Source organism: Trichocoleus sp. FACHB-46, assembly GCF_014695385.1.
In the GTDB taxonomy this organism is placed as follows: domain Bacteria; phylum Cyanobacteriota; class Cyanobacteriia; order FACHB-46; family FACHB-46; genus Trichocoleus.
In genome coordinates this window covers 223,449-238,864 of sequence record NZ_JACJOD010000024.1, presented here as the reverse complement: position 1 = coordinate 238,864, position 15,416 = coordinate 223,449, and the positions used below count along the sequence as shown (strand labels likewise).

Below are 15,416 nucleotides of genomic sequence, written 5' to 3'. Positions count from 1 at the left end.
TAGTGGTTGAACGTTGTCCCACAACAGACGAGGGGTCAACTTCTCACCACGCAAATAACGGTTGATGCGGTCATGACTAATGCCATCAAGATGGTCAGCCAAGTTTGTCACTGGGTAGTTGATCGGGCTACTGATCAGGTATTGGCAGTAGTCGAGTTTAGTGAAGCTCATTGCTCCAGTCTAATATTGCTCCTGCGTAAGTCCTGTGTGGTTTGCTTTTAGCAGCGATCGCAGCTCAGCACAATATCTTCTTTGTAGGCATACTAATAGGATCGCCAGGATTGCATGGGGTATTAATTGCCAAAGGCGCTCTTAGGAGTCAGAGGCAAGCAAAATTGAATAAAAAATGCCTGATCGGAGAACTTGCTTGTGCCAGTTTGCTGGTTGTGGCTAGTTTAATGATGTTGGCGTCTGCCGCGTTCTATAAAATACCCTTCTTCTCAACCCTCGCTCTTCTCTGGGGCTTGCTTTCAGCGGCGATCGCGACTCTTCCACTAGTCATTACAGGAGCGCTGAAGGTCATCACAGCGGTGAGGCAAAAGCGGGAGATGTGGCAGAGCGTATTGAAGTTGTTACTAAATTCTTTAGCGCTTCTAATTTATTTGGTGGCTCTAGCCTGGATAAGTATGTTCCTAGTCTTCCTCTTGTCCGGTGAGCCTTATATGGGTAACTAGCAGCCTAGCTTTGATGCGGGCGCTCGCGATCGCTTTAGTTGCTAAAAAGTGCAAAAGAAAAGGTAGGAGCGGCACATGACCAACTCCTACCCTTGAGACTAATTGACTTAAATGATTGGCGAAAGATTAGTAGTCGAAGTCGCCGCCACCCATGCCAGCACCAGCACCAGCAGGAGCGCCATCCTTAGGCTCAGGCTTGTCAACCACGATGCACTCGGTGGTTAGCACCATGCCAGCGATGGAAGCTGCGTTTTGCAGAGCAGAGCGGGTCACTTTCGCAGGGTCAACGATACCAGCTTCAAACATGTCAACGAATTCGTTAGTGGCGGCGTTGAAGCCCACGTTGAAGTCCTTCTCTTTGACGCGCTCAGCAATGACCGCACCGTTTTGGCCTGCGTTCTCAGCAATCCGCTTGAGGGGAGCAGCTAGGGCGCGAGCCACGATCAAAGCACCTGTGAGTTCTTCACCCTTGAGGTTGCCGTTTGCCCACTCTTCCAGTTGAGGAGAGAGGTGAGCCAAGGTGGTGCCACCACCAGGAACAATCCCTTCTTCTACCGCAGCTTTGGTTGCGTTGATCGCGTCTTCCAAGCGGAGTTTACGATCCTTCATTTCGGTTTCGGTTGCTGCGCCGACTTTGATGACTGCAACGCCACCTGCCAATTTAGCCAAACGCTCTTGCAGCTTCTCTTTGTCGTAAGAAGAATCAGTTTCTTCCATTTGACGGCGGATTTGCTCAACACGAGCTTTGACTTGAGCTTCGTTGCCTTCAGCGACGATGGTGGTGGTGTCTTTGGTCAAGGTGATGCGACGAGCGCGACCTAGGCTATCTAGCTTGGTGCTATCTAGTTTCAGACCTGCATCTTCGGTAATCAGTTGACCACCAGTTAGAACAGCGATGTCTTCGAGCATGGCCTTACGGCGATCGCCAAAGCCAGGAGCTTTAACAGCCGCAACGTTTAGAACACCACGTAGACGGTTCACAACCAAAGTTGCGAGCGCTTCTTTCTCAATGTCTTCTGCAATGATGACCAAGGGGCGACCAGCACGAGCCACTTGCTCTAGTACGGGCACCAAATCTTGCACCAAAGCGATTTTCTTGTCAGTGATCAAGATGAAAGGCTCATCTAGAACTGCTTCCATCCGCTCGGTGTCGGTGGCGAAGTAGGGAGAGATGTAGCCTTTGTCAAAGCGCATCCCTTCGGTGATTTCTAGTTCGGTGGTCATGGACTTCCCTTCTTCTAGGGAGATGACGCCTTCCTTGCCGACTTTATCCATTGCGTTGGCAATCATTTGACCAACTTCATCGTCGTTGCCCGCAGAGATGGCACCGACTTGAGCGATCGCCTTGGAATCTTCAACAGGGCGAGCGTGCTCTCTAATTCTGTCCACCAAGAAGCCTGTACCTTTGTCGATACCGCGCTTGAGGGAAATCGCATTGGAACCCGCAGCCACGTTCCGCAGACCTTCCTTGACGATGGCGTGAGCCAGCACGGTTGCAGTAGTGGTGCCATCACCCGCTGCGTCGTTGGTCTTAGAAGCAGCTTGGCGAATCAAGGAAACGCCAGTGTTCTCAACGTGATCTTCAAGTTCAATTTCTTTGGCGATCGTGACACCATCGTTGACGATTTGGGGTGCGCCAAACTTCTTCTCTAGAACTACGTTGCGGCCTTTGGGACCCAAGGTGACAGCCACGGCCTCAGCCAGGATGTCCATGCCTTTTTCTAGAGCACGACGAGCGTTTTCGTTGTAAATGATGCGCTTAGCCATAGGATTTAAGTTCAGTAATGAGGACAACGAATTAGATGGAATCTTGAAAGCTTTGGTGTTTAGCAATTAGCAATTAACTCGTGCCAGCCTTGGGGTGCAGCTTTGTTCAACCCTCAGCAGTTAATGGCTAATGATTTCTAAACTATGAAACAATCGCGAGAATATCTTTCTCAGAGAGCAATACGTACTCTTCGGTACCCAATTTGATGTCGGTCCCTGCATACTTGGAGTACAGTACTTTGTCACCAATTTGTACTTCGAGTTCCTGACGAGCACCATCGTCGTTACGCTTGCCAGGACCTACTTGGACAACTTCTCCAACCTGAGGCTTCTCCTTAGCGTTGTCAGGCAGAAGGATGCCACCTGCGGTTTTTTCTTCAGCCGCGCTGACTTTAACAAATACGCGATCGCCCAAAGGCTTAACGGTAGAAACGCTCAGAGATACAGCTGCCATAAAAAATTCTCCACACTACAGGTTTAGATCCAGTTCAATTTCGGCAGGCCCAGTCTAGTCAAGCCAAACCTGAAATGTCGTAACCCATGCTGTAGCACTAAGCTTTTGTCCACAGTCACAGGTCGATCTGATCCGGGGGATTGAGGCGTTAGCACTCTCCATCCCTGAGTGCTAATCTACCCAAGGTCAGATACGATTGCAACTGATTCGGCTGTACGGGTTCCCGAACTTAAAATTTGTTGCTGGTTGCAGTCTTACCGATAGGCGATCGCTACTATCGCTGTATCTATTACGTTTCGAGCTGATGCACTCAAAGCGATCGTGCTGCTTTTAGCCTCTTAATCTTGCTCTTGACTTAAAGACGGGCAAAATTAAATTTTGTATCAAGCCCTACATACCGTGTTTTTACTGGCTGATTCAGAAATCCAGTCCTGAATATTTGTATAGGTCTGAATGATCAAAAATTAGGTTTCAGCCTTGTAGTCTTAGCTACCAAAGCTTTTTATCCAACCTAAGCTTAAATTCATTCACCCTTTACAATCAGAGTTGGAATGTATTTTTTTGGATAATTCTACGTAGGGACACTAGGGCTCTTAAATCAGGACATGCCAACTTAACATTGGAAGTTCGGTTTAGAGTTTGTACTTGCGATCGCAACCTAAGCAGATTCAGTTGATCTACAGTTAGTTGGTTTAGCCACAGTTAGTTATAGCTTTCCTAGCCAGCTTTACCCAGTCGCGGAAAGAGTTCGGTTGGGCCACTTCCAACCCCATCATGCATTTTCGAGAACCATGAATTTTATGGGGATCTCTACAGGTACAGCCCTTCAATCTCTATTCCTAGCACTAGCGCTAGCAACGGGCTTTGGTTCTGATGCTCAGGCAACTTTACTATTCGACCGGGGACTACCCAACGAAAACATCAATAATACAGCTCCCAATCATCCTGCCTTTGATCCAGACCGTAGCAATATTACTTGGGGATTCGCCGATCGCATAGGCTCTGGCTACTCTTACCCCTTGGGCGACGACTTTTCGTTTGGCATCGCAGGACAAAAGTATTTGGTTGACACCTTGCGAGTGTGGGCAGTGATTGGAGTTGCGAATACAGCAGCAACGATTCCTAATAACTTCTGGCAGAACTTCACCTTATGGGGTGGTCAGGTAGACTCAGGAGCAGCTGGATTGAGCGCAGTCCACAGTGGACCAACCAATGGTTCTGATCCCCGGATCAAGATTTCTCAAGTCACCTATGTGGATGGTGAAAACTATTGGGCAGAACCAGTTCAGCTATACCGTAAGATTTGGCAAATAGATTTTACGGGTCTCAATTGGGCGATTGAGGGAGGCCAACTGTACCAGTTCTTTGTCGATGGCAATGGCTTTACTAGCCTAGACACTTGGAATGTCTTTCCTGTCCTTCATGCATCCAATGCTGCTTTAAGTGGCTCTCCCTCAGCCGGGGCAGATGATTTCTATCGGCTACTGCGGATTAAACAGGGTACGCCAGATTATGTTGGCACCTGGAACTCTAATAACCTGGGTCTACCGGGAACTTATGGCGCTAGTGGGTTATCAGGGCGGGGTGGCTGGAACAAGTCATCAGATATCAATGTGCAAATCTATGGCAACCTCTTTCCAACGACCAACCCAACTGTAATTCCTGAATCCAGCTCTGTTAGCAGTTTGCTGGGATTGGGCGTATTGGGAATCGGAGCTTGGCTGAGGGGGCGGAAGCGCGATCGCCAACCCTAAACTTAATCCTCGTTATTGAACCCTGTTGCTAACCACTGTTACCAAACAATCGCTTCTGTAACTCCATCCCGCTCTCGATCAGAATTTGATCCTGACCGTTGCAGAGCGATCGCGTTTACAACTTCAATTTTGATATAGCAATCCCACTTGGTTTGTGAAGAGTGTACCTCTCACAATCCGATAAACTTATGAAGCATTTAGGACGGCTATAGAAGTGTGAAACTGAGTCCAACTTCAAAAAGATTTACGATTCCCCTTCAGTGATAAGCTGGAGGATGGCGACTTTTAAGACTGTCCTTAAGTACTCGAAATAGCTGTTCACAACATAGGCGCGAGCATGGTCACCACGGCAGAAAAGACAAATGTTGGTTACGTTTCCCAAGTCATCGGTCCCGTTTTAGACGTTAGATTTCCTAACGGTAAGATGCCGAGGATCTATAACGCTTTAAAGATCGAAGGTAAAAATGCAGCGGGACAAGACGTTGCTATTACTTGCGAAGTGCAGCAGCTTCTAGGCGACAACCAAGTTCGTGCCGTCGCCATGAGTTCCACCGATGGCTTGGTGCGTGGAATGGAAGCCGTTGACACAGGCGCTCCCATCAGCGTGCCCGTCGGTGCTCCTACCCTAGGCCGAATTTTTAACGTGCTGGGTGAGCCCATCGACAACAAAGGCCCAGTTGATACTCAAGAAACTTTCCCCATCCACCGTGCCGCTCCCAAGTTAACCGACTTGGAGACAACACCCTCCGTATTTGAAACCGGAATCAAAGTGATCGACCTGCTGACCCCTTACCGTCGGGGTGGCAAGATTGGTCTATTTGGTGGTGCTGGTGTAGGCAAGACCGTCATCATGATGGAATTGATCAACAACATCGCTACCCAGCACGGGGGAGTCTCCGTATTTGGTGGTGTAGGCGAGCGCACCCGCGAAGGGAACGACCTCTACAACGAAATGATGGAATCCGGGGTTATCAAGAAGGACAACCTCAACGATTCTAAGATTGCTCTTGTGTATGGTCAGATGAACGAGCCACCCGGAGCTAGAATGCGGGTTGGTCTGACTGCTCTGACGATGGCTGAGTATTTCCGCGATGTCAACAAGCAAGACGTACTGTTGTTCATCGACAATATTTTCCGTTTCGTTCAAGCGGGTTCTGAAGTATCCGCGCTGTTGGGTCGGATGCCCTCTGCGGTAGGATACCAGCCCACGCTCGGTACTGACGTAGGTGACCTACAAGAGCGGATTACCTCTACCACCGAAGGTTCGATTACTTCGATTCAAGCGGTTTACGTGCCTGCGGACGACTTGACCGACCCAGCACCTGCAACCACCTTCGCTCACTTAGATGGAACCACCGTACTTTCACGGGGTCTCGCTTCCAAAGGTATTTACCCTGCGGTAGATCCTCTCGACTCCACCTCCACCATGCTTCAACCCAGCATTGTTGGAGATGAGCACTACAACACCGCTCGTGCAGTCCAGTCGACGCTACAGCGCTACAAAGAACTGCAAGACATCATCGCCATTCTCGGTTTGGATGAATTGTCTGAAGACGACCGGGTGATCGTAGCGCGGGCTCGTAAGATTGAGCGTTTCTTGTCTCAGCCCTTCTTCGTCGCAGAAGTGTTTACGGGTTCTCCTGGTAAGTATGTCTCGATCGAGAATACGATCAAGGGCTTCCAGATGATTCTGGGTGGCGAGTTGGATGCGCTTCCTGAGCAAGCCTTCTACCTGGTAGGAGACATCAACGAAGCGATCGCCAAAGCCGAAAAAATGAAGGCAGACGGCAAATAGCAACGAGATGAGAGGTAAGGGACGCGAGGTGAGGAGCTACGAATCCAAATTTTGCTTCTTTGGCCTTGAGTCCCCCACTCTTATTCCCTAGCCCTGGAGAAACCTATGACATTAACTGTACGTGTAATTGCCCCAGACAAAACTGTTTGGGATTCTACGGCTGAGGAAGTTGTTTTGCCTAGCACCACTGGGCAATTGGGCATCCTGAGCGGCCATGCTCCCCTACTCACCGCCTTGGAAACTGGCGTGATGCGCGTCCGTCCTGGTAAGGATTGGGTGGCGATCGCCCTGATGGGTGGTTTTGCAGAGATCGAAGCCGATGAAGTCACTATTTTGGTGAACGGTGCCGAACGCGGTGAAGCGATCGACTTGGACAAAGCTCGTGCTGCCTACTCGGAAGCAGAAGCTCGCATCAACCAAGTACAAAACGGTACCCGTCAAGAACAAATTCAAGCCACCCAAGCTCTCAAGCGGGCCCGAGCCCGTCTGCAAGCCGCAGGTGGTGTTGTGCAGCTTTAATCGAGCCTTAATTACTTTTCAGTCTTAACTCCCTTTGGTTTTGCGCTAGAGGGAGTTTTTTATATGCAACTTACTAATCTTGATAAGAGCTTTACTAAAGGCACGTAAAACCACAAAATTCCTTCTATGTTGCGCTGCTAGACTGTTGCCGAACCAGCTTTTCTGAACTTATTTTCAAGCTTTTATTAGAGCGATTTCTACCTAAAGCTTGGATCTATAAAGGCTCAACAAATTAATTAAGATTCAGTAGGGGCATTAGAGATGAGACTTCGACTTATTTTATCCTCGCTTGTACTAGCTCCATTACTGAACTTAATTCATCCAATTTCAGGTGCACTTGCACAAGAAGAGGTTGGGCCAGCTCTCACTGAAGCTGAATTATTAACTTCCCTCGCTGGAGATTATGCCAATATTGGGCAGAAAGATCAGGCTATTCAGCTATTAAAAGAACCTTTATCACTCAATCAATCACTGGTAGAGCCTTGTCACAAACTTAGCCTTTTAGCCAGTGTTGCAGGCCAGTATGCGTTTGTGGGGCAAAAGGTTAAAAGCTCAGAGGTTTTTAGCCAGGCTCGAAACATTTTGGAGGCAACTGAATATTGTGGGCCAGAACCATCGAGTTCTGCTTGGAGTGACCCTACGACTTGGATTTCGCTAGCATTTCTCAACCATGTTAGGGCAAGCCAATATGATACAGCTTTTCAAATCGCAACGGGTTTTGGCGAGCAATATATTGAACCTATTCAGAATGGTCTGGAATATAGAAATGCTGTGAAGGATCCCGAATGGATCAAGTTAAATGTTGCAATCCAACGCAAATTAGCTAATTTCTATTTCAGAACCAAAGAGTTTAACAAAGCTAGAACAATATGGCTTGCTTTAGCTGACTACTACAAAGAACAAGGGAAGCTTGAGCAGGTAACTCAATTTCAAAACTTAGCTTCGAAGATTGAACCAACTAAAGCAGATGACCCTGTGGGCAGTCAATCTCCCAAAGAGATAGCACGCCGCAGTCTTTTCGAGTGTTTTCAAAAGTTAAGGTTACTTTATCCTGATGTCACATGGACACTTACAAGAACTCTAGATACAGAAAATCCCATAGGTCCAGAAGAGCTGAAACCAATTCTCGATCTCTGTAAAGAAGAAAAATTCACTGCGAAAAACACAGTAAGTACCCAACAGATTGTCCAGGCTCTCGAGCAGATAGCTGTGACTTCACACCAAATTTCAGCACCGATTAAGCGTGCTGATTTATTAGCTGCGATCGCAAATATTTACGGACAGCTTAAGAAAGATACAGAGGCAACCAAACTTCTTGACCAATCCCTATCCAGCCTGAAAGCAGGCCTCGAGTCAAAACTTGACGATCGTTACGAAGCAAGTGCTGTACTTGTTTCAATTATCAGCGGCTATCTAGACATACAACGAGTCGATCAAGCGCTCGAAGTAGCTCAGATGGTGCGAGCTGGTGAAATCAAATTGGCAGCTCCTGATTTTGCCAACATTGTTGTTGGACCTAAGTTTGCTTACGACAGTTTGATGCCACCCGTCGTCGGCTTCTACGCAGAAATAGGAAATTTTGAATCAGCACTTCAGCTTGCAAACAGCCTTGGCAGGGGGCATCAAGACGACGCACTATTTAGAATTACCGAGCAATACGTATTAATCGAACAATATTCCAAGGCACTTCAAACGGCTCAAATGATTAACCCATTTGATGCTGACCTAATCTATAACATCCTTGCAGTAGCAGTTAAATCAGGTCAGATAGAATGGGCAAAACAAGCAACGCTGACTCTCGATTGGGCAGTCCAGACAGCAGAAGCAATGGAAGAGGAGGCTGACTACACAAATGTAGAAACGGTTTCTAGCCTTACTTACCGCAATCGATTATTACTGATGATTGCCCGTGAATACGCTCAGTCGAAGAAATTGACTCAGGCACTTAACGTTACTGCTCAGATTGGCGTAAATGAATTTGGCAAGGTTCCAAAGTCCGAAGCTCTCAGGGCGATCGCTCGTCAGTACGCCAAGGCAGGGCAAACCAAAGAAGCAGTTAAATTGCTCAATCAAGCCGTGGAGATTGCTCGATCTATTTCACCCAACTAGCCGCACTAATTTGCTTGTGGCCTTAGAACACTTTTTCAAGGTTCTACAAAATACCCAGGGGGGTCATGTGTGGCCTGTAGTCGCGATCGCCTTTAGTCCTAAGGGTCAACTATTAGCCACTGGAGGTGATGATAGGACCATCAAGCTCTGGCACGTTAATACAGGCCAATTAATGCTGACTGTGGATGCATGACCAAACACCACAGTTCGGCTCCAAGAATTTTTTCCACAAAAAAAGGCGCTTTCCATCCATGTTGGTGCTGGACGGATTTAAGCTGCGCCAAAGAATCAGGAGCCGATAAAAATCAGGCGCTACCTGTAAAAGTAACTTCAGGAAACTTAGATTGAGCCTCCGACATGGGACGGCGTCTGCCTTCCTCTTGCCAGTAGTTGATCACTTCTGTCGCTTTGTTGAGTAGCTCGACGCGATCGGTTTCAGCAATCCAGTGCTTGGCTTCCAGTTCGTTCTTGAGTTGTTCCCAAGCATCATTACGAGGCCAGAAAAAGTAAGAAGTCAGAGGGCTGGTACCTTTACCAACAACCTGATCAACCGCAAGAGCAACGTTCTCTTCTAACCAGAGAATCTTTAAGATAAACTTCGACAATCAAACCTCCAGCAGGCAGCCTTAAACTGTTTGCGTAACTCCACAAACGATCATCTTACCTTACTGTCCCCCGTATCTGACAAGATATCTTGCAGGGACTTGACCTTAGGAGGCGCGAATCATTGACTCAAGCATCTGAAGCAGCATTCAATGCCATTGTGGTATTCGACATTGACGGCGTCGTGCGGGACGTGAGTGGCTCGTACCGTCGCGCCTTAGCAGACACCGTCGAGCACTTTACCCAGGGGGCTTATCGCCCTTCTTCGGAGGATATGGATGCCCTCAAGTCAGAAGGCATCTGGAATAATGATTGGGAGGCTTCACAAGAGCTAATTCGTCGCTATTCTCAAACTCAAGGGCAAAACGAGCTGGATTGTACCTACGAAGAAATAGTGGCGTTTTTTCAGGGTCGCTATCGTGGTCCAGACCCCAACTATTTGACGGGCTATATCTGCCAAGAGCCTTTGCTGATGAGTGCGGCTTACATTGAGCAGTTAAGCCAAGCCAATATCGGCTGGGGCTTTTTCAGCGGTGCCACTAGAATTTCTGCAACCTATGTTCTCCAAGCCCGCATGGGATTAAAGTCGCCGCTACTTGTGGCAATGGAAGACGCACCCGGAAAGCCCGACCCCACTGGGTTATTACAAACCGTGGAGCACTGGGAAAACCAAGGCTCCGCTACAGCAACAACCCCTGTTTTCTACGTGGGGGACACCGTTGCAGACATGCAGACGATCGCCAAAGCCCAGCAAATTCAACCCGATCGCGCTTGGCTGGCAGTTGGCATTTTGCCTCCTCATGTCCAAACCACCTCAGAGCGTCGAGAAGCTTACGCTACAACGCTGAAACAAGCAGGGGCGATCGCGGTTTTTGAGCAGGTTGAGCAACTCACACCTGACACCATCCGCCAACTAATCGGCTCACAGTAAAGCCACGAACTGACAAATCAGTTTTTAGTTCAAAGACAAAAACTTTTCTAATGCCGTCGCCATTGCGGGTGGCCAACGTCGGACTGTCGTAACCCATTGAACGTCCTTGTAGCGAGAATCTAGGCCCACTGCTGAAACCCACTGACTCTCAGCCTCACCTCGCTTGCCTTGCACCCATAAGGCCGCAGTCAGAGCCGCTCGCATATCAGCAAATTTAGGATACTTCCGCACCAAGTTCCGCATCGTGCGGATCGCTTCGTCGGTTTGGCCTGCTTGATAGGCTGCTAGGGCATAATTGGCTCGTGCAAAGGCGTAGTCTGGTGCTAAATCAGCAGCATGGCGATAATCTGCGATCGCCCTTTCCCACTGGCCTAGCCCTGCTTCAGCATTGCCTCGATTGTTAAAGGCCGCCGGATCATTGGGGTCCAGTTCTAAAACGTGGTTGTAGTCTGCGATCGCGTCTTCCCAGCGTCCTAACCCTTCTAAAGCCGTGCCCCGATTCAAATAAGGGTCTGGAGCGTCTGGAGCCAACTCCATTGATTTGTTGTAGTCTGCGATCGCAGCTTCAAGCTTGTTCTGGCTGACCCTAGCATTGCCACGATTACTCCAAGCTGCGGCATTGTTGGGCAGGCGATCGAGAATTTGAGTCCAGTAAGCTTCAGCCGTTGCAAAGTCACCGACGTTAGTAGCAGCAAACGCCTGCTGAAACAAATCATTGACTTCTGCTTGTATATCCTCCGTCGGCATCTCCACAGCGGGACTGGATGCAGACAAGGTAGCAGCCTGAGCCGTTGGCAAGTCCCCGCTACCCAACCAAGTAGCGATGCCGATCCATAGCCCGCACAGCAAAGCCAATATTAATCGCATTGAGGTAGCTCTCGACTGACTCTGTAAACTTTGTAGCAATTCTTGTGGCAATTCTTCGTAACTCTGGGCTCTGAAACTTACGCTTCAGACTTTCGCAGAATCACGATCATCTCATCGCCATTTTTACAAAATAATTCTAGTTCAAACGCTAGATTTAGCGTCTTTTTCATCGTCAGAAGTAGGTCTAGAAATTCTGTTTGGGTCCAAACGTGATAGTGAATGCTGTAGTCGATCGCCATCAGGTGACTGGTTTGTACTTCGGCCTCGTGATCATCCTGGATTTTGTTAACGATTCGGGTCCACTCCTCAAAGTGGTGCCTTCTAGACCACTCTGGCCCTTCTTCGTAATCCCTCAGGATGTGTTCAACCGGGGTCACAGCGCGATCGCAGTCAAATGTATAACGCTTATCTGGAATAGCGAGATACAACACTCCCCCAATTTTTAGCACCCGCAGCATGCTACACAGCGATGCGATCGTATTCTGGCAATGCTCAATAAAGTGATTGGCAATGACAAAGTCTTGGCTCGCTTCAGCAATAGTTGTGAGGGATTCCCCGTTGTCAATAATGTCAACTTCGACCAAATTTACTGCATTCAACTCAGGATAGTGAGTTCTCAAATCTGGAACCGACATTCTATCTACATATTTGACCTGAGCGTTGCTGGGTACATAAAGGGGATGATTTAAGGCCCCAATCTCAATACCTGTTCCGGTCAAATAGTTGTTGGCAATGAGTTCTCGGTTGATTTTGGTAAAACTCTTCTGCTCCACTTCAGGCCCTTGGCTATCCATCGGATCGATATTCGCTAAAGTTGCAACTTGACCAGGATTAACTGAGTCCAGTTTTAGGCCCGGTTCTGCGAGGGCAGAAGCAGATGGATTGATCGGAGATGCTGAATTTTGCTCAGGGGATGCCAGGGATGTGGATGAACTGGGAACTAGATTCTTGGCTCTCTTGATGAAATTCAACATAACTTTTCCTTGGATTTCCTTGGAGATGAAAGGCTCAGGATAATAGGGGAAGCTGGCTATCTGGAGGAGTATATCCCAGGTGCTTCCAGGCGGCAGTGGTGGCGATGCGACCCCGAGATGTGCGATTTAGGTAGCCAATTTGCAGCAGGTAAGGCTCATAAACTTCTTCAATAGTTTGGGAGTCCTCCCCAGTTGCAGCAGCCATTGTGTCTAACCCAACAGGGCCACCATTGAAGTGCTCAATCATGACACTAAGTAGGCGACGATCGGTCCAGTCAAGGCCACAAGGATCGACGTTGTAAAGTTCCAGAGCTTCAGCCGCGATCGCCTGAGTGACAGTGCCTGCTGCCTTAACTTCTACATAGTCACGCACCCGCTTCAGCAGTCGATTGGCAATCCGCGGCGTCCCCCGAGAACGGCGAGCAATTTCAGCCGCTCCTTCATCGGTAATATCCGTGCGAAGAATCAGACCGGTTCGACGCACAATTTCAGTCAACTCATCCAATTCGTAGAAGCGTAGTCGTTGAATCAGCCCGAAGCGATCGCGCAGAGGAGAGGTTAATGCGCCAACTCGTGTCGTAGCGCCGATTAAGGTAAAAGGTGGCAGCGGAATGCTACGAGTTCGGGCACTCTGGCCCTTGCCCACCGTGACATCTAGCCGGAAGTCCTCCATTGCTGGATAGAGAATCTCCTCTGTCACCCTAGGCAAGCGATGAATTTCATCTATAAATAGAATATCTCCAGGCTGCAAATTGATTAACAGCCCTACAATGTCACGTGGACGTTCTAAAGCGGGGGCACTAGTGATTTTGCAAGCGACTCCCATCTCCGAGGCCAAAATCAGCGACATCGTGGTTTTGCCCAAGCCAGGAGGCCCGTAGAGCAACAAGTGATCTAAGGTCTCGGCGCGAGCCTTGGCCGCTTGAATCGCGATCGCCAAGACTTCCTTGAGATCTTTCTGCCCGACATACTCAGACAGGGACTGAGGTCGTAACCGTTCTTCCTGCTTGCCAGCTTCTTCAGGACAAGCTTCAGGCTGCACCAGCGACTCTGGCGTGGCAGTGGCCAAGAGGGGACCACTACTAACAGCAACCTGATGAGAACGGGGCTTACCTTCCGTTCGCCGATCTGGTTCCGATGGCTGTTGTTTAGAAGAGATAATTGCCATAGTTGAGTATCATCATACTCAGAGATTCGCTCAAAACAATGACATCTGTGTTTACAGTTCCCGAAGGAATGACGTTTGAGCAAGCGATCGCCCTGACACAATCGCTGTTAGCTCATATGGAACAGGGTACCCTGTCAGCCCCCGAAGTAGAGCGGGCGATCGCCGCTTTAGTCAGCAGCGAAGCAGGGGCTCGTGGCTTTTTCGTAACTTATCTCACCGATTCTGGAACCCTAGCAGATAATCCGGATACAGCAGTTCTGACGGCTCTGCGCTCTGCCCCAGAAATAGTGGCTGAGTTGCTGATCAAAAACTTAGCGATGTCTGCTGCAATGGCCGTATTCCATCGCCGCCAGCAAAATGAAGCGACTGCCCAAGAGTCTGACCGCGTGCGATCGCGCACTGAGCGCTTAATTCGGCTACTGCAATTACCCGCAGTGCAAGTCAAAGGCCAAAGTTTAGTACATAGCATCACTGCTGGCCAAGGCCCATACCAAAGCTTTTTAGATCGCTGGGGCTATGACACGGAGCAGCGTCAAGTCATTCAGCAGGTTCTCCAGCAAGCCTTAGCGTAACTGCATCACCAAGCCCATACTCGGCCTCAGAATTTTAGATGCACTTAAGGCAGAATTTGAATAAAATCTTAACTTAAGGTATGTTATCGGGACCACAGATCAGGGCTACAAGAACCTAGATCAAATTATCCAGCCCTGTGTTTCACGCAGCGACAGGAACTCAGACGTTTGATCTACCTTCATAGGTAAGAAGTAAATTACGGATTCGATCTTGATCTAATGCAGATTGCTTCGTAGTTAGCAACATAAACAGACCGAGGGCCTTGAGCTGAGCAATGTTTGGTGTGTAGGCAGTGGGTGAGGAAGTGAAAGTTGATCAGACCAATGAAAGGAGTAGTTCGACGAGTTAGCAACCTAGCTCGTTGGTTACCAATTGCCCCCAAGTGGTGGGCCAAGCTAGACCTGCTTAAAGCACTGGTGCAACGAGATCTAGAAGCTCGCTACAAAGGTTCTGTTTTGGGAAATTTGTGGCCTTTGCTGAACCAAATTTCTCAGCTACTAATTTACACGTATGTTTTCTCAATTGTCCTCAAGGTCAAGCTGAGCATACAAGGATTACCTGACAACAATTTAACCTTCGGCCTTTGGTTGTTCGCAGGGCTACTTCCTTGGATTCCCTTTTCCACTGGGGTCGCCCAAGGTGCAGCATCAGTAATTACTCAACCTAACCTAGTCAAAAAGGTCGTCTTTCCTCTAGCACTGTTACCGTTGGTTCCAGTTCTATCCCTCTTCTTGGAGAGCACCTTGGGCCTGATGGCCTTAATCTTGATGGTTGCCATAACTTCTCAGACGATACATAGCACGTTATGGCTATTACCACTGGTTTGGATCCCTCAACTGCTATTAACAGCAGGGTTGGGGTACCTGTTTGCTGGCTTCACCGTTTTTCTGCGAGACATCCCTCAAACGCTGGCAGTAATCCTCAATCTCTGGTTTTACGTAACACCCATTATCTATCCAGCCTCTGCTATTCCCGAACAATGGCGAGCTTGGATTTTTTGGCTAAATCCCTTCACTGCGATCGTTGAGGTTTACCGAGATTTAGTCCTAGTCGGAGAAGTCCATCACTGGGGTGAATGGGGCACTGCTTCACTAGTGTCTCTGGTCGTTTTTTTGGGAGGTCTTTGGTGTTACCAGAGGCTACGCCCAGCTTTCGCAGATGTCCTTTAAGGCCGCTTAAAGCTTAAGCAGCTTTCCAAAGTACCCAACCTAACTAACCTTTTCGTAGC

15 protein-coding genes and 1 pseudogene are annotated in these 15,416 nt (G+C 48.6%); 9 read left to right on the top strand and 7 right to left on the bottom strand.

Going from position 1 to position 15,416, the window contains the following annotated elements; all coding sequences use genetic code 11:
- Positions 1 to 171: pseudogene (locus H6F72_RS30265) on the bottom strand (IS701 family transposase); the annotation flags it as partial.
- Between the two features lie 164 nt (positions 172 to 335).
- Here H6F72_RS30265 and H6F72_RS14970 point away from each other — a divergent pair.
- Positions 336 to 674 (top strand): hypothetical protein, encoded by a 339-nt coding sequence (locus H6F72_RS14970; RefSeq protein ID WP_190436985.1) that lies wholly within the window; start codon positions 336 to 338, stop codon positions 672 to 674.
- Between the two features lie 126 nt (positions 675 to 800).
- Here H6F72_RS14970 and groL read toward each other — a convergent pair whose 3' ends face one another.
- Together groL and groES are read right to left on the bottom strand one after the other, a co-directional pair.
- Positions 801 to 2,441: a chaperonin GroEL gene (gene groL / locus H6F72_RS14965; RefSeq protein ID WP_190436983.1), complete on the bottom strand. Its 1,641-nt coding sequence runs from the start codon at positions 2,439 to 2,441 to the stop codon at positions 801 to 803.
- Between the two features lie 142 nt (positions 2,442 to 2,583).
- Entirely contained in the window at positions 2,584 to 2,895 is a 312-nt protein-coding gene (gene groES, locus H6F72_RS14960) for a co-chaperone GroES (RefSeq protein ID WP_190436980.1), read from the bottom strand.
- 791 nt (positions 2,896 to 3,686) lie between these two features.
- Here groES and H6F72_RS14955 point away from each other — a divergent pair.
- From H6F72_RS14955 to H6F72_RS14940, 5 genes are all read left to right on the top strand, one after another.
- A complete protein-coding gene (locus tag H6F72_RS14955) occupies positions 3,687 to 4,649 on the top strand; it encodes a hypothetical protein (RefSeq protein ID WP_190436976.1) in 963 nt (320 codons plus the stop codon).
- 337 nt (positions 4,650 to 4,986) lie between these two features.
- On the top strand, positions 4,987 to 6,444 hold the full coding sequence (gene atpD, locus H6F72_RS14950) for a F0F1 ATP synthase subunit beta (RefSeq protein WP_190436974.1): 1,458 nt from the start codon (positions 4,987 to 4,989) through the stop codon (positions 6,442 to 6,444).
- A gap of 105 nt (positions 6,445 to 6,549) precedes the next feature.
- A complete protein-coding gene (atpC, locus tag H6F72_RS14945) occupies positions 6,550 to 6,963 on the top strand; it encodes an ATP synthase F1 subunit epsilon (protein WP_190436972.1) in 414 nt (137 codons plus the stop codon).
- A gap of 261 nt (positions 6,964 to 7,224) precedes the next feature.
- Positions 7,225 to 9,072: a hypothetical protein gene (locus H6F72_RS30260; protein WP_242016946.1), complete on the top strand. Its 1,848-nt coding sequence runs from the start codon at positions 7,225 to 7,227 to the stop codon at positions 9,070 to 9,072.
- Between the two features lie 16 nt (positions 9,073 to 9,088).
- Entirely contained in the window at positions 9,089 to 9,265 is a 177-nt protein-coding gene (locus H6F72_RS14940; protein WP_313930254.1) for a hypothetical protein, read from the top strand.
- Between the two features lie 112 nt (positions 9,266 to 9,377).
- On the opposite strand, the gene H6F72_RS14935 is transcribed toward H6F72_RS14940, so the two are convergent.
- The gene (locus H6F72_RS14935) at positions 9,378 to 9,677 is read right to left on the bottom strand and encodes a 30S ribosomal protein PSRP-3 (protein WP_190436966.1); all 300 of its coding nucleotides are present in this window, start codon (positions 9,675 to 9,677) and stop codon (positions 9,378 to 9,380) included.
- A 122-nt stretch (positions 9,678 to 9,799) separates the two neighbouring features.
- On the opposite strand from H6F72_RS14935, the gene H6F72_RS14930 reads away from it, so the two are divergent.
- Positions 9,800 to 10,606 carry a TIGR01548 family HAD-type hydrolase gene (locus tag H6F72_RS14930; protein WP_190436963.1) on the top strand — a complete coding sequence of 269 codons (807 nt, stop codon included), beginning with the start codon at positions 9,800 to 9,802 and terminating at the stop codon, positions 10,604 to 10,606.
- 24 nt (positions 10,607 to 10,630) lie between these two features.
- On the opposite strand, the gene H6F72_RS14925 is transcribed toward H6F72_RS14930, so the two are convergent.
- The 3 genes from H6F72_RS14925 to ruvB all read right to left on the bottom strand — a co-directional run bounded on the left by H6F72_RS14925 (position 10,631) and on the right by ruvB (position 13,615).
- On the bottom strand, positions 10,631 to 11,473 hold the full coding sequence (locus H6F72_RS14925; RefSeq protein ID WP_190436960.1) for a tetratricopeptide repeat protein: 843 nt from the start codon (positions 11,471 to 11,473) through the stop codon (positions 10,631 to 10,633).
- A 77-nt stretch (positions 11,474 to 11,550) separates the two neighbouring features.
- Positions 11,551 to 12,447, bottom strand: coding sequence for a methyltransferase domain-containing protein (locus H6F72_RS14920; RefSeq protein ID WP_199299099.1), 897 nt, complete (start codon positions 12,445 to 12,447; stop codon positions 11,551 to 11,553).
- Between the two features lie 34 nt (positions 12,448 to 12,481).
- Positions 12,482 to 13,615 (bottom strand): Holliday junction branch migration DNA helicase RuvB, encoded by a 1,134-nt coding sequence (gene ruvB, locus H6F72_RS14915; protein ID WP_190436957.1) that lies wholly within the window; start codon positions 13,613 to 13,615, stop codon positions 12,482 to 12,484.
- Between the two features lie 38 nt (positions 13,616 to 13,653).
- Here ruvB and H6F72_RS14910 point away from each other — a divergent pair, with 38 nt between their 5' ends.
- Complete coding sequence (locus tag H6F72_RS14910; RefSeq protein WP_190436955.1) at positions 13,654 to 14,187, top strand: hypothetical protein; 534 nt, start codon at positions 13,654 to 13,656, stop codon at positions 14,185 to 14,187.
- 324 nt (positions 14,188 to 14,511) lie between these two features.
- Positions 14,512 to 15,357, top strand: coding sequence for an ABC transporter permease (locus H6F72_RS14905; RefSeq protein ID WP_190436952.1), 846 nt, complete (start codon positions 14,512 to 14,514; stop codon positions 15,355 to 15,357).
- The last annotated feature ends 59 nt before the right edge of the window (positions 15,358 to 15,416 follow it).

What these genes read in the sequence shown, in the direction of transcription:
- ruvB (WP_190436957.1), bottom strand. Translation starts at nt 13,615, where the DNA reads ATGGCAATTATCTCTTCTAAACAACAGCCATCGGAACCAGATCGGCGA.
- H6F72_RS14905 (WP_190436952.1), top strand. Translation starts at nt 14,512, where the DNA reads ATGAAAGGAGTAGTTCGACGAGTTAGCAACCTAGCTCGTTGGTTACCA.
- H6F72_RS14910 (WP_190436955.1), top strand. Translation starts at nt 13,654, where the DNA reads ATGACATCTGTGTTTACAGTTCCCGAAGGAATGACGTTTGAGCAAGCG.
- H6F72_RS14955 (WP_190436976.1), top strand. Translation starts at nt 3,687, where the DNA reads ATGAATTTTATGGGGATCTCTACAGGTACAGCCCTTCAATCTCTATTC.
- groL (WP_190436983.1), bottom strand. Translation starts at nt 2,441, where the DNA reads ATGGCTAAGCGCATCATTTACAACGAAAACGCTCGTCGTGCTCTAGAA.
- atpD (WP_190436974.1), top strand. Translation starts at nt 4,987, where the DNA reads ATGGTCACCACGGCAGAAAAGACAAATGTTGGTTACGTTTCCCAAGTC.
- atpC (WP_190436972.1), top strand. Translation starts at nt 6,550, where the DNA reads ATGACATTAACTGTACGTGTAATTGCCCCAGACAAAACTGTTTGGGAT.
- H6F72_RS14925 (WP_190436960.1), bottom strand. Translation starts at nt 11,473, where the DNA reads ATGCGATTAATATTGGCTTTGCTGTGCGGGCTATGGATCGGCATCGCT.
- groES (WP_190436980.1), bottom strand. Translation starts at nt 2,895, where the DNA reads ATGGCAGCTGTATCTCTGAGCGTTTCTACCGTTAAGCCTTTGGGCGAT.
- H6F72_RS14920 (WP_199299099.1), bottom strand. Translation starts at nt 12,447, where the DNA reads ATGTTGAATTTCATCAAGAGAGCCAAGAATCTAGTTCCCAGTTCATCC.
- H6F72_RS30260 (WP_242016946.1), top strand. Translation starts at nt 7,225, where the DNA reads ATGAGACTTCGACTTATTTTATCCTCGCTTGTACTAGCTCCATTACTG.